The sequence below is a fragment of the Brevundimonas vesicularis genome, from assembly GCF_027105095.1.
In the GTDB taxonomy this organism is placed as follows: domain Bacteria; phylum Pseudomonadota; class Alphaproteobacteria; order Caulobacterales; family Caulobacteraceae; genus Brevundimonas; species Brevundimonas vesicularis_E.
In genome coordinates, this window is record NZ_CP114278.1 from 1,687,296 (window position 1) to 1,699,562 (window position 12,267).

The following is a 12,267-nucleotide window of genomic DNA, read 5'->3' on the forward strand; positions in this document are numbered from 1 at the left end:
GCGGGGGAGCGAACATCATGGCCTTCTGGAACCGACGTCGATCGATCGACGCCATGATGGCGCCGCACGACGGCCCACGGCTGAAGCCGACGTTGAGCTGGCCGCACCTGCTGGCCCTGGGCGTTGGGGCCATCGTCGGCACCGGCATCCTGACGCTGATCGGGGTGGGGGCGGGCCTGGCGGGCCCGGCGGTGTTGATCAGCTTCGGCCTTGCGGGACTGGTCTGCGCCTGCGCGGCCCTGGCCTATGCCGAACTGTCGACCATGATGCCGACGGCGGGCAGCGCCTACACCTATTCCTATGCGGTGCTGGGTGAGTTGATCGCCTGGATCGTGGGGTGGAGCCTGATCCTGGAATATTCACTCGTCGTCAGCGCCGTGGCGGTGGGCTGGTCCGGCTATGCGGTGGGCTTCCTGAGCGGGCTGGGGATCGATTTGCCGACGGCGCTGGTCGCCGGGCCGCATGCGGGGGGCATCATCAACCTACCGGCCGTGGCCATCATCGGGGTGGTGACGGGCCTGCTTCTGCTGGGCACCAAGGAGAGCGCGACGCTGAACGCGGTGCTGGTCCTGATCAAGATCGCGGCCTTGGTGGTGTTCGTCGCCATCGCCCTGCCGGCGTTCAAGCCCGAGCATTTCACGCCCTTCATGCCCAACGGCTTCGGCGCGCCCTTCGTCCAAACCGGGGTAATGGCGGCGGCGGCGATCATCTTCTTCGCCTTCTACGGCTTTGACGCCATCTCGACGGCGGCGGAAGAGACCAAGAAGCCTGAGCGTGACCTGGCCATCGGCATCGTCGGCTCCATGCTCATCTGCACGGCGCTATATCTGGTCGTCGCGGCCGCAGCCATCGGCGCGCGGCCGGTCGCGACCTTCGCCAGCAGCCCCGAGCCGCTGGCCCTGATTCTGCGTCAGATGGGGCAGGGGACGGCGGCCCAGTGGATCGCCGCTGCGGCGGTGATCGCGCTTCCGACCGTCCTGCTGGCCTTCCTGTTCGGGCAAAGCCGCATCTTCCTGGGCATGGCGCGCGATGGCTTGCTGCCGCGTCGCCTGGCCAAGGTATCGAGCCGGGGCGTGCCGGCGGTGGTGACTGTGTTCACCGCCATCGTCGTGGCGATTCTGGCGGGGTTGTTGCCGCTGGACGAACTGGCGTCGCTGGCCAACGCCGGGACGCTGGCGGCCTTCTGCTCGGTCGGGGTTTGCCTGATCGTGCTGCGCATCCGCGAGCCGGGTCGCAAGCGGGTGTTCAAGGCGCCGCTGTGGCCGGTCGTTGGAGCGGTCAGCGTGATCGGCTGCCTGGTCTTCTTCCTGAGCCTGAAGCCGGTGACGCAGATCGGCTTCGTGGTCTGGAACGTGGTCGGCGTGGCGATCTATCTGCTGTGGTCCTCGCGGAACTCCCGCCTTGCCAAGGGTGAGGAGACGGCGGCCTGATGGCGTTGCGTGATCTGACGGGCGCCGTCGATTTCGCCGTGCTGAACGGCATGACGGGCGGGGACGACGCCATCAATGAGGAGGTGTTGGGCCTGTTCGTCAATCAGGCCGGCCTGTGGTCCGCCATGCTGGATCCCAAGGTCGAGGGCTGGCGCGACGGGGTCCATACGATCCGAGGCGCGGCAGCGGGCATCGGCGCGCGAGACCTGGCGGCGATCTGCGCCGAGGCGGAAGCGGTGGATCAGAAGCTGGCCGCGCCGGCGGTTGAGCGGGTGCGCGATGCGCTGGCGACGGCCTTGGCTGATGTCGCGGCCTATCGGCACGAAATCATGCTGAGAAGTCTCAAGACCTAGTCGGGCTTGTCGCGTTCAGCTGCGCGTGCGGTCGTAGGTCGCGAACTCGTGGGCGATGCAGCGGTCGATGAGCAGGCGCCAGACGGGTTCGGCGATGTCGGGTGACAGATCGTGGGCCTCGGCCGAGACCAGAACCTTGGCGACCACGTCGTCGATCCGGGCCTGGTCGAAGACGGCGTCGCGGTCGGGCTTGATGCGGGCGGCGGCGTCCATGTAGCGCTGACGCTCGGCCAGCAGGGCGACCAGGGCGCGGTCCAGGGCGTCAACGCCCTGGCGGACCTCGGCCATGGACTGGCATTCGGACGGATCGACGCGCGCGTCGACGGCGACTAGGGCAGGCTTTGACATGGCGTCGGGTTAGCGGGTCAGGCCGCCCAAGCCAAGGCTGTCAACCAACGAAGGCCCGCTCCAGCACGTAGTCCGCCGGTTCGGCGTTGGAGCCTTCCTTCAGGCCATAGGTCTCCAGCAGTTCGCCGGCTTCCTTGATCATGGCCATGGAGCCGCACAACATGGCGCGGTCGCGGGCGGGGTCGAACCCTTCGGGCAGGCCCAGGTCCCGGAAGAAGTCGCCGGACTTGATGCGGTCGGTAATCCGGCCCGGCGTCTCGAACGCTTCGCGGGTGACCGTCGGATAGTAGGTCAGCTGGGCCTTGGCCTCGTCGCCGATCAGGGGGTCGTCGTGAATTTCCCGCGTGAAGAAGTCGCGATAGGCCAGGTCGGCGACGCTGCGAACCGTGTGGATCACATAGACATGGCCGAAGCGGGAATAGGTCTCTGGATCGCGCGCGACGCTGAGCCAAGGCGCCAGACCCGTGCCGGTGCCGATCAGAAACAGGCGTTCGCCGCCAGTCAGGGCGTCCAGAACCAGGGTGCCGGTCGGTTTCTTGCCCATCAGAACGGTGTCGCCGGGCTGGGTTTTCTGCAAGCGCGAGGTCAGCGGGCCGTCGGCGACCTTGATGGAAAAGAACTCCAGTTCCTCGGCCCAGCACGGGCTGGCGATGGAATAGGCGCGCAGGACAGGCTTACCGCCATCCTCGCCCGGCAAGCCGATCATCACGAATTCGCCCGAGCGGAAGCGGAAATCCTCGGGTCGTTTGACGCCGAAGCTGAACAGACTGTCGGTCCAGTGGCGCACCCACAGAACCTCAAGCTCGTTAAACGGACTGGCTTTCACGGGGGCGGGGGAGAGGGCGGCGTCTGTCATCGTGCCGTCTCTCTAATCTGAGAACCCCTCGCAGGGAAGGATAAGCCTTTCGCCCGGCGACGACATTTCCTCGTGACGGCTTGCAGAAGCGCGGCTAGCGTCCCGACCCATGCGCACCACTCTTCTCGCCTCGACCATCCTCCTGTCGGCCACATCGGCGCTCGCACAGGAGACTCCCTCCAACATCCTGACGCCCGAACGGGTCTTTTCCAGCCCCAGCCTGAACGGGCCGGTGGCCAAGGGGGTCAGCCTGTCGCCTGACGGCCAGTTGGTCGCCTTCCTGCGCTCGCGCGAGGACAATGTGGATGTGCAGGACCTGTGGGCGGCGCCGACGGGCGAGGGCGAACCCTATAAGCTGATCGACGCACGGGCGCTGGTTCCCGATGCGGGTGAGCTGTCGGAAGCCGAAAAGGCCCGGCGCGAGCGGATGCGGATCAGTGCGCGCGGCGTGGTCGAATATTCTTGGGACCAGCAGGGCCGCTACATCCTGGCGCCGCTGGAAGGCGACATCTTCCTGGCGAGCCGGGCGGACGGCAAGGTGCGCCGCCTGACCGAGACGCCGGCTGACGAGATCGACGCCAAGGTGTCGCCCAAGGGCAGCTACGTTTCCTATGTCCGCGATCAGAATCTGGTCGTCTATGATCTGGCGAGCGGCAAGGAGACGCCGATCACCGACGACGGCGCGGGTCTGATCACCTGGGCCACGGCCGAGTTCATCGCCCAGGAGGAGATGGATCGCGACACCGGATACTGGTGGAGCCCCGACGAGCGCTACATCGCCATGACGCGTGTGGACGAGAGCCCGGTCGATATCGTGCCGCGCTTCGAGATCACCGGCGGCGGCGCGACGATGGTGGAGCAGCGTTATCCTCGCGCAGGCCGGCCCAATGCGGTGGTCGAACTGTATGTGCGCGACCTGCAGGGCGGGGGACGGGTCAAGGTGGACCTGGGATCCAACACCGACATCTATCTGGCGCGGGTGAACTGGTCCGGCGACGGCAAGACACTGTACGTCCAACGCCAGTCGCGCGACCAAAAGACACTGGACCTGCTGAGCGTCGATCCGACGACCGGCGCGTCACGCGTGATCCTGAGCCAGAAGGCGCAGGCCTGGGTCGATCTAAACGACGACTTCCGCGTCCTGTCTGACGGCCGGTTCATCTGGTCCAATGAGGATTCGGGTTGGCGGCACCTGTATCTGTATGACCGCAACGGGCGTCGCCTGCGGGCCATCACGCGCGGCGACTATCCGGTCAAGCACCTGGACGGCGTCAACGAGCAGACCGGGGACGTCTATTTCACCGCCTCGATGCGCGACGGCAAGGAACTGCCGATCGAGCAGCAGATGTTCCGCGCCAATCTGAACCGCACGGTCGATCCGGTCGCGGTGACGCCGGGCGGCGGCTGGTGGACGGTGTCGGTGAACGGGCCGGCGACCGCCTATGTCGGCAACTATTCGGACCCGGTGACCCCGACGCAGTCGGCGCTTTACCGCATCGACGGCACGCGCGTGCGCTGGATCGAAGAGAACAAGCTCGACGCCAGCCATCCGTTCGCCCCTTACGTCTCGCGCCTGCGCACGCCCGAGTTCGGCACGATGCAGAGCCACGGCCAGACCCTGGTCTGGCGCATGACCACGCCGCCCGACTTCGATCCGTCCAAGAAGTATCCGGTGGTGATGCAGGTCTATGGCGGGCCCGGCACCGGGGCGGGCGTGCAGAAGAGCTGGCAGCCGCTGACCAACCAACTGCTGACCGAGGCGGGCTACATCGTCTTCCGTGTCGACAATCGCGGCGAGGGCGACCGGTCGCAGGCGTTCGAGACCAGCATCTATCGCCGCCTGGGCCTTCCGGCGGTCGAGGATCAGGCCCAGGCCGCGCAATGGCTGAAGACCCTGCCTTACGTCGATGCCGACCATATCGCGGTGATGGGCTGGAGCTTCGGCGGCTTCCTCAGCTTGCTGACACTAACGGACAAGGACGCCGGCCTGGCCTCGGCTCTGGCGGGCGCGGCGCCGACGGAATGGAGCCTGTACGACACCCACTATACCGAACGGTATATGTCCACGCCTCAGGCCAATCCGGAGGGCTATGCCGCCACCGACGTCCTGCCGCGGCTGGACGACATGACGGGGCGGCTGTTGCTGCTGCACGGCATGGCCGACGACAACGTCATCTTCGGCAATGCGACGCGCGTCATCGACGCCTTACAGGCCAAGAGCGTGCCGTTCGAGATGATGCTCTATCCCGGCCAGCGGCACGGCGTCCGCGGCGATCCGAGGCAACTGCAACAATGGCGCACCTATCTCGACTTCCTGGACCGCACCATCGGCGACCGGGCCGCGCCCAAGGCCGACTGATTTTGGCGGCTGCGGTCGCGCTGGCCCTTGCGGGCTGCGCGACCGGGCAGGGCGCCTATCCTTCTGCATCCGCCGTGGTCGCGGCGGGGCGGGCCAACGACAGCGCCCATTCGGTGCTGGTCTGGACCGCAAGATCGCCCCGTCAGGGCGTGTCGGCGATTTCCGGCATGCCGATCCTGCTGAAGGACAATATCGAGACGGCGGACATGCCGACCACCGCCGGATCGTTGGCGCTGGCGAACAATGCGCCGGGACGGGACGCGCCGCTGGTCGGGCGACTGCGCACCGCCGGGGCCGTAATCGTCGGCAAGACCAACCTGTCGGAGTGGGCCAATATCCGGTCGTCGGACTCGATCAGCGGCTGGAGCGCGGTCGGCGGCCAGACGCTGAACCCCTATGATCCCACGCGCACGCCTTGTGGATCGTCGTCCGGCAGCGGGGCGGCCGTGGCGCTGGGCCTGACGCCCGTCGCCATCGGGACGGAAACCGACGGGTCGATCACCTGCCCGGCGTCGGTCAACGGCGTGGTCGGGTTCAAGCCGACCGTTGGCCTGGTCTCGCGCACCCACATCGTGCCGATCAGCCATTCGCAGGACACGGCCGGGCCGATGGCGACGACCGTCACGGATGCGGCCAGGGTGCTGACCGTCATCGCCGGGTCCGATCCGGCCGATCCGGCGACGGTCGAGGCCGATGCGCGCAAGGTCGACTACGCCGCCAGGCTGGACGCCAACGCGCTGCGCGGTGCGCGGATCGGGGTGATGCGGTTCCTGAAAGGCTACTCGCCCGAAACCCAGGCGGTGTTCGAGCAGAACCTGAAGGCCTTGCGCGATGCCGGCGCCGTATTGGTCGATCTGCCCGAGGGACCGGACGGCCGAGCCATCGGCGGGGCCGAGTTCAAGGTGCTGCTCTATGAGCTGAAGCACGATCTGAACGCCTATCTGGCCTCGACCGACCCGCAGCAGGTCCGCGCCCGCACCCTGGCCGAGGTCATCGCCTTCAACGCCGCCGAACCGCGCGAGACGGTGCTGTTCGGCCAGGACACATTCGAGCGCGCCCAGGCGATGGGCGATTTGACGGACGCTGACTATCTGGAGGCGCGCGCGACCTCGCTTAGGCTGGCGGGGCCGGAGGGCATCGATCGATTGATCCGTGAAAACGCCTTCATCGCCCTTATCGCGCCGACAACGTCTCGCGCCTGGACCAACGATCCGAAAGATGACGATGACATGCAGGGATCGGCAAGCCGATTGGCGGCGTCGCTGGCTATCCTCACCTGACCGTGCCGATGGGCTTTGATCAGGGCATGCCGGTCAGCATGAGCTTCATTGGCGGAAAGTGGGAGGATGCTCGCATCCTTTCCCTGGGTTACGCCTTCGAACAGGCGACGCAGGCGAGGCGGCCGCCGCCTGCATCGCGCCCCTGACGACAGGAGCAGCGGCCCAGAGGACGGTGCGATGGGCAAGCAGTCGATCTGGCGAAAAAGAGCGGACGCGACGTGAGCGATCTGATCGCCAATATCGTCGGCTCAGCGGCTGCGATCTGCTCGATCACCAGTTTCGCGCCGCAGGCCATCAAGATCTGGAAGGAGCGCGATGCGTCGTCGGTCAGCTTGAAGACCTATTCCCTGACGGTGACCTGTTTCATCCTCTGGGTCGTCTACGGCGTCATGACAAAGACCTGGCCTGTCACGGTCGCCAACGCGTGCGCCCTGGTGATGGCGTCCGGCGTGCTGGTGATGAAGTGGCGGTTCCGCGACGGCGATCCCGACAAATAACGGTTTGATCCTGATCAAGGCGCGCTGGCGCGGTAGGGCTCAGAAAGGCGGCAGAGGAGATTTCCGATGCCGCAATCCGCTGTTCCCTTCGTCGCCGCAATCGTGACGGCGTTCGCCTTCTTCATGGTCGCGCTAGGCGCAGCCAGCCTGTATTCCAGCTCCGCTGACGAGAAGTGACCGAGCTTTCCCCGACGTGATCTTGGCGCCCCCGCCGATGCGGGCTAACCCGTAGTTCACAACGTCCAACAGGGAGACGCCCCCAATGCCCGATCTCGCACAAGTCACCGAACACATCCGCGGCGCCGTCGGCGACAACTCCGGCCTCGGCAAGACCGTCAAGCTCGACCTCGGCGACGAGGGCAAGATCTACATCGACGGCGCCTCCACGCCGAACACGGTGACGAACGAGGACAAGCCCGCCGACGCCACCGTCTCGATGAAGTGGGATGACTTTATGGCCCTGTCGGAAGGCAAGCTGGACCCAATGATGGCCTTTATGCAGGGCAAGCTGAAGATCGCCGGCGACATGATGATCGCCCAGAAGCTGGCTCCGCTGCTGAAGCGCTGATGCCGGTCTGAACGACTAGTTATGGCGGCGCGGCTCCCGACCAGGGGCCGCGCCGTTTTCGTATCGAGCGTCCGGCAGAGACGCGAACGGGAAAGAGGAAACGACATGGACTTCAAACACTCCGACCGCGCCCTGGATTGGCACGCCCGCGTCCGTCGCTTCCTGGACGAGCAGGTCATCCCGCGCGAAGCCGAATATTTCGCACAGGTCCGCGAGGATTCGAACCGTCAGCCGCCGGTTATGGAGACGATGAAGGCGGCCGCGAAGGAGGCCGGACTTTGGAATATGTTCCTGCCCGGCGAACACGGGGCGGGTCTGACCAATCTGGAATACGCGCCGCTGGCCGAGATGATGGGGCGGCATCTGTGGTCGGCCGAGGTGTTCAACTGCAACGCCCCCGACACCGGCAATATGGAGGTGCTCCATATGTACGGAGACGCCGAGCAGCAGGCGCGCTGGCTGAAGCCCCTGATGGCCGGCGAAATCCGTTCGGCCTTCCTGATGACCGAGCCTGAGGTCGCCTCGTCCGACGCCACCAACATCCAGACCCGGATCGAGCGGGACGGCGACCACTATGTCATTAACGGCCGCAAATGGTGGTCGACCAACATGGGCCATCCGAATCTGGCCGTGACCATCGTCATGGGCAAGACGGATCCGGACGCCGCATCCCACGCCCAGCAGTCGCAGATCATCGTACCGGCAGATACGCCTGGCTTCCGCGTCGAGCGGATGCTGTCGGTGTTCGGCTATGACGAAAAGCCGATCGGCCACGCAGAGGTCGTGTTGGAGAACGTCCGCGTGCCGGTCGAGAACCTGATCGCGGGCGAGGGCAGGGGCTTCGAGATCGCCCAAGGGCGGCTTGGTCCGGGCCGTATTCACCACTGCATGCGCACCATCGGTGCCGCCGAGCGGGCGCTGGAACTGATGGTGACGCGGCTGCTGAACCGGACGGCGTTCAAGAAGCAGTTGGCCGAGCATTCGGTGTGGGAACAGCGCGTCGCGGAGGCGCGCACCAACATCGAGATGTGCCGCCTCCTGGTGCTGAAGGCCGCCTGGATGATGGATCAGGCGGGAGCCAAGAACGCCCGCTCCGAGATCGCCCAGATCAAGGTCGCCGCGCCGAAGATGGCCTTGCAGATCATCGACGACGCCATTCAGGCGTTCGGCGGCGCCGGTGTTTCGGGCGACACGCCCTTGGCCGAGCTTTACGCAGGTGTCCGCACCTTGCGCATCGCCGACGGCCCGGACGAGGTGCATAATCGCACCATCGCGCGGTTGGAATACGCCAAACACGGCGGCCGACCGATGCGCTGATGGGCGATCCCGAACGCCAAGTGCTTGGGAACCTTGGCCTTGTTGGTGCGTTTGTTCGGCACTGACAAGGCGCTGGGGCTGGTGTCGGACGGGACAGCTGACATGAATGCGCGCTCCGAACCCGACCAGCGGGTTGCGTCAGACGTGACGCGGTTCAAGGTCGTTCGCGCGCGGATGACCCATCTGGCTGAAGGTCTCTCTGCCGAGGATCTTTCGTCTCAGGCGATGGCGGATTGCAGCCCGGGGAAATGGCATCTGGCGCACTCCAGCTGGTTTTTCGAGGCGATGATCCTGTCGTCTGATCCCGGATACCAGCCCGTCGATCCGCGTTTTCAGCAGCTGTTCAACTCCTACTATGAGGCCTTAGGCGAGCGGGTTAGGCGGGACCAGCGCGGGCTGATGACTCGCCCGTCCGTCGATGAGGTCCTGGCCTATCGGCGAGAGATCGACCGCCGGATGATCGCCTGGCTGGCGCAGGGCGAGACCAGCGGCCATCAACGCTATCTGTTCGAGCTGGGGCTGCACCACGACCAGCAGCATCAGGAGCTTTTCCTGATGGATATGCTGAACCTGATGTCGCGCTCTCCGCTCGACCCCGCCGCCTATGAGATTGAACCCAGAACCGAGCCGCTTGAGATCAGGCGCGGCGGAACGGTGGCGTTTGACGGCGGTCTGGTGACGATCGGCCACGACCAATCGGACTTCGCCTTCGACAATGAGGGGCCTGCGCACCGCGTATGGCTGGAGCCGTTCGCTCTGGCTGCGGATCTGGTGACGAACGGCGACTGGATCGGCTTCGTTCAGGATGGCGGCTATTCGCGTCCCGACCTGTGGCTGTCGGACGGCTGGGCGACGGTCAAGGCCGAGGGCTGGACCGCGCCGCTGTATTGGCGTTTGGCGGATGGCGACTGGACCGTGATGGGTTTGACGGGGCGTACATCTGTCGATCCTGCCGCGCCGGTTCGCCACATCAGCTTTTACGAGGCCGACGCCTACGCCCGGTGGGCCGGCAAGCGCCTGCCGTCCGAGGCGGAATGGGAACATGGCGCCGCCTCTTCGCCTGACGCGTTCTCGAACCTGGCTGGCGAAGTGTGGCAGTGGACGTCCAGCGCCTATGCGCCCTATCCCGGTTTCCAGCCGACGCCGGGCACCGCCGCCGAATACAACGGCAAGTTCATGGCCAATCAGATGGTGCTGCGGGGCGGGTCGTTCGCCACGCCGCCGGGCCATGACCGCATCACCTACCGCAACTTCTTCTATCCCCAACAGAGGTGGGCCTTCATGGGTTTGAGACTGGCTGAAGATCGAACCGTGGCGCGAGACGCCGCCGCGGACGACGCCCAAACCGCCGCCTTTCGAAAGGATATGATCGAGGGGCTGTCGCGCGCGCAAAAGGCCGTGCCGCCAAAGTGGTTCTACGACGCGGACGGGTCGCGCCTGTTCGAAGACATCACCGTGCTGCCGGAATACTATCCGACGCGGCAGGAAATGGCTCTGTTGCGCGATCGCGCGGCGGAATTGACGGCCGACTTCGGCCCCGACGCCGTGCTGGTCGAGTTCGGATCCGGCGCTAGCGAGAAGACGCGGATTCTGTTGGATGCCGCAAACGACCTCGGCGCCTACGTCCCGCTCGATATCAGCGAGAGCGCCCTGATGGACGCGGCCATTCGCGTCCGCGCTGATTATCCCAAACTGCGCGTGCAGCCTGTTCTGGGGGACTTCGAGCACCTGGCGCCGCTGCCCGACGACCTGCCATTGGGGCGACGGATCGGCTTCTTCCCAGGCTCGACCATCGGCAATCTGCAACCTGATGAGGCCGAGCAATTCCTGGCGGCCGCGCGTCGGATGCTAGGCGAGGGGGCGTTGTTCATTCTCGGCGTCGATCTGGTCAAAGATCCTGCGATCCTGGTCGCCGCCTATGACGACAGCCAGGGCGTTACGGCGGCCTTCAATCGCAATGTTCTGATCCGCGCCAATCACGAGTTGGATACCGATTTCGATGTGGACGCCTTTGTTCACCGCGCCGTGTGGAACCCGGACGCCTCGCGCATGGAAATGCATCTGCAGGCGATTGCGCCGACCACCGCGCACATCGGAGATCGGACATTCCGCTTCATGACCGGTGAGACGATCCACACCGAAAGCTCGCGCAAGTTCACGCCTGAATCGATCCAGACCATGGCGGTCGCCTCCGGCTGGACGGTCGTCCGCATCGATACCTCTCCGGCGCCGAGCGTCGCCTTGGCGGTCCTGCGCGCCTGAGCCGAAAGCGCGGCTGATCGCGGACAAGAAAAAGGGCGGCGCATCGATCGATGGGCCGCCCTGTTTGTATCTAGTCTAACCGACTACTGCCCTTCGGCTGCGTCCGCGTCTTTCTTGGTTCCGTGCGACGCTTCTCCACCCTTGCGGCCGGCCTGTGCGGCGAGGCTGCGGTCTTGGGAGAAGCTGCGTTTTTCACTGGGGACGCTGGCGCCCCCTTTGCGCGCGATTTCGCGCTGACGTTCCGGATCCATGGAGGCAAAACCTCGCTTGGAAACGCCGGAGGGTCGGGTGGGTTGGCTGTCCATTGTGTTCCTTTCAGTGCTGCCGTTGCGCTTGCTGAAGTGAACCCAGTGACTCCGTGACGGTTCCGTCGGGAACTCCGTTTTACTGTCGCGATCCTCAAGGCCTCGTGAGTTTGACTTTACCCAGCGCCATAAGGTCGCGAATCACCTTCGCCGCCGCCATCCGGTTCCATCGGCGGAACTTCATCAGGAGTGTCTGACGGCTGTATTTCCGGCTGCTGCGTCGGCTCAGGCTGGATCTCGGGTTGCGGCGTGGTCGGGGTGGGTTCGATGTAGGTCATGGGCGGCTCCTTATGCGATCAACCAACGCACCGTGATCGACCACGTTCAAAAAGGAACCATGGGTCGCAACGCCGGTTTGTTCAGCGAACCATGGAGATCGACATGACCAACACCCCAATCAGCGCGACATCACCCGACGACATCGTCCTGGAAGACGACGATCTGACCCAACGTCTGGACCGACAGGCGGACGCCATTCTCGCCGAGGGCGAGGGCCGCAGCTTTGGCAAGACCGCTTCGGTCCGTCAGGCCGTCAGAGAAGACGCCGGTCTGGTGCGTGAGAAGATTTCCGGACGCGTCCACCGTGTGCAGGAAGACATCCAAGACAATCCGATGAAGGCGACACTCTACGCGCTGGGCATCGGCGTCATCATCGGCATGATCCTGCGCCGATAAGCCACACGATCAGCAGG

At 65.3% G+C, this 12,267-nt stretch carries 12 protein-coding genes and 1 pseudogene; 9 read left to right on the forward strand and 4 right to left on the reverse strand.

What is annotated here, in order from left to right; genetic code table 11:
- Positions 1-17 precede the first annotated feature (17 nt).
- Together O2K97_RS08355 and O2K97_RS08360 are read left to right on the forward strand one after the other, a co-directional pair.
- Entirely contained in the window at positions 18-1,430 is a 1,413-nt protein-coding gene (locus tag O2K97_RS08355; RefSeq protein WP_269218900.1) for an amino acid permease, read from the forward strand.
- Positions 1,430-1,783 (forward strand): Hpt domain-containing protein, encoded by a 354-nt coding sequence (locus tag O2K97_RS08360; protein WP_269218901.1) that lies wholly within the window; start codon positions 1,430-1,432, stop codon positions 1,781-1,783. The genes O2K97_RS08355 and O2K97_RS08360 overlap by 1 nt, the downstream gene beginning before the upstream one ends.
- 15 nt (positions 1,784-1,798) lie before the next feature.
- On the opposite strand, the gene O2K97_RS08365 is transcribed toward O2K97_RS08360, so the two are convergent.
- Complete coding sequence (locus tag O2K97_RS08365) at positions 1,799-2,131, reverse strand: chorismate mutase (RefSeq protein ID WP_017506197.1); 333 nt, start codon at positions 2,129-2,131, stop codon at positions 1,799-1,801.
- Between the two features lie 40 nt (positions 2,132-2,171).
- Positions 2,172-2,987: a ferredoxin--NADP reductase gene (locus tag O2K97_RS08370; RefSeq protein WP_269218902.1), complete on the reverse strand. Its 816-nt coding sequence runs from the start codon at positions 2,985-2,987 to the stop codon at positions 2,172-2,174.
- 109 nt (positions 2,988-3,096) lie between these two features.
- Between O2K97_RS08370 and O2K97_RS08375 the strand changes: the two genes are divergently transcribed.
- From O2K97_RS08375 to egtB, 6 genes and pseudogenes are all read left to right on the forward strand, one after another.
- Positions 3,097-5,346, forward strand: a complete 2,250-nt coding sequence (locus O2K97_RS08375; protein ID WP_269218903.1) for a DPP IV N-terminal domain-containing protein — start codon at positions 3,097-3,099, stop codon at positions 5,344-5,346.
- Positions 5,280-6,772: pseudogene (locus tag O2K97_RS08380) on the forward strand (amidase). The gene O2K97_RS08375 and the pseudogene O2K97_RS08380 overlap by 67 nt, the downstream one beginning before the upstream one ends.
- 72 nt (positions 6,773-6,844) lie before the next feature.
- Entirely contained in the window at positions 6,845-7,123 is a 279-nt protein-coding gene (locus tag O2K97_RS08385) for a SemiSWEET family sugar transporter (protein ID WP_269218904.1), read from the forward strand.
- 262 nt (positions 7,124-7,385) lie between these two features.
- A complete protein-coding gene (locus O2K97_RS08390; protein WP_017506191.1) occupies positions 7,386-7,691 on the forward strand; it encodes an SCP2 sterol-binding domain-containing protein in 306 nt (101 codons plus the stop codon).
- A 105-nt stretch (positions 7,692-7,796) separates the two neighbouring features.
- A complete protein-coding gene (locus tag O2K97_RS08395) occupies positions 7,797-9,008 on the forward strand; it encodes an acyl-CoA dehydrogenase family protein (RefSeq protein ID WP_269218905.1) in 1,212 nt (403 codons plus the stop codon).
- A 102-nt stretch (positions 9,009-9,110) separates the two neighbouring features.
- Positions 9,111-11,270, forward strand: coding sequence for an ergothioneine biosynthesis protein EgtB (egtB, locus tag O2K97_RS08400; protein ID WP_269221122.1), 2,160 nt, complete (start codon positions 9,111-9,113; stop codon positions 11,268-11,270).
- An 83-nt stretch (positions 11,271-11,353) separates the two neighbouring features.
- Here the strand turns inward: egtB and O2K97_RS08405 are convergent, their stop codons facing one another.
- Both O2K97_RS08405 and O2K97_RS08410 read right to left on the reverse strand, forming a co-directional pair.
- Entirely contained in the window at positions 11,354-11,575 is a 222-nt protein-coding gene (locus O2K97_RS08405; protein ID WP_112861859.1) for a general stress protein, read from the reverse strand.
- 116 nt (positions 11,576-11,691) lie between these two features.
- Positions 11,692-11,853, reverse strand: coding sequence for a hypothetical protein (locus O2K97_RS08410; protein ID WP_167544819.1), 162 nt, complete (start codon positions 11,851-11,853; stop codon positions 11,692-11,694).
- Between the two features lie 103 nt (positions 11,854-11,956).
- Here O2K97_RS08410 and O2K97_RS08415 point away from each other — a divergent pair, with 103 nt between their 5' ends.
- Complete coding sequence (locus tag O2K97_RS08415; protein WP_269218906.1) at positions 11,957-12,250, forward strand: hypothetical protein; 294 nt, start codon at positions 11,957-11,959, stop codon at positions 12,248-12,250.
- Positions 12,251-12,267: the final 17 nt, after the last annotated feature.

Coding starts and splice junctions, on each gene's coding strand:
- O2K97_RS08390 (WP_017506191.1), top strand. CDS start 7,386: ATGCCCGATCTCGCACAAGTCACCGAACACATCCGCGGCGCCGTCGGC.
- O2K97_RS08405 (WP_112861859.1), bottom strand. CDS start 11,575: ATGGACAGCCAACCCACCCGACCCTCCGGCGTTTCCAAGCGAGGTTTT.
- O2K97_RS08355 (WP_269218900.1), top strand. CDS start 18: ATGGCCTTCTGGAACCGACGTCGATCGATCGACGCCATGATGGCGCCG.
- O2K97_RS08375 (WP_269218903.1), top strand. CDS start 3,097: ATGCGCACCACTCTTCTCGCCTCGACCATCCTCCTGTCGGCCACATCG.
- O2K97_RS08370 (WP_269218902.1), bottom strand. CDS start 2,987: ATGACAGACGCCGCCCTCTCCCCCGCCCCCGTGAAAGCCAGTCCGTTT.
- O2K97_RS08395 (WP_269218905.1), top strand. CDS start 7,797: ATGGACTTCAAACACTCCGACCGCGCCCTGGATTGGCACGCCCGCGTC.
- egtB (WP_269221122.1), top strand. CDS start 9,111: ATGAATGCGCGCTCCGAACCCGACCAGCGGGTTGCGTCAGACGTGACG.
- O2K97_RS08410 (WP_167544819.1), bottom strand. CDS start 11,853: ATGACCTACATCGAACCCACCCCGACCACGCCGCAACCCGAGATCCAG.
- O2K97_RS08360 (WP_269218901.1), top strand. CDS start 1,430: ATGGCGTTGCGTGATCTGACGGGCGCCGTCGATTTCGCCGTGCTGAAC.
- O2K97_RS08415 (WP_269218906.1), top strand. CDS start 11,957: ATGACCAACACCCCAATCAGCGCGACATCACCCGACGACATCGTCCTG.
- O2K97_RS08365 (WP_017506197.1), bottom strand. CDS start 2,131: ATGTCAAAGCCTGCCCTAGTCGCCGTCGACGCGCGCGTCGATCCGTCC.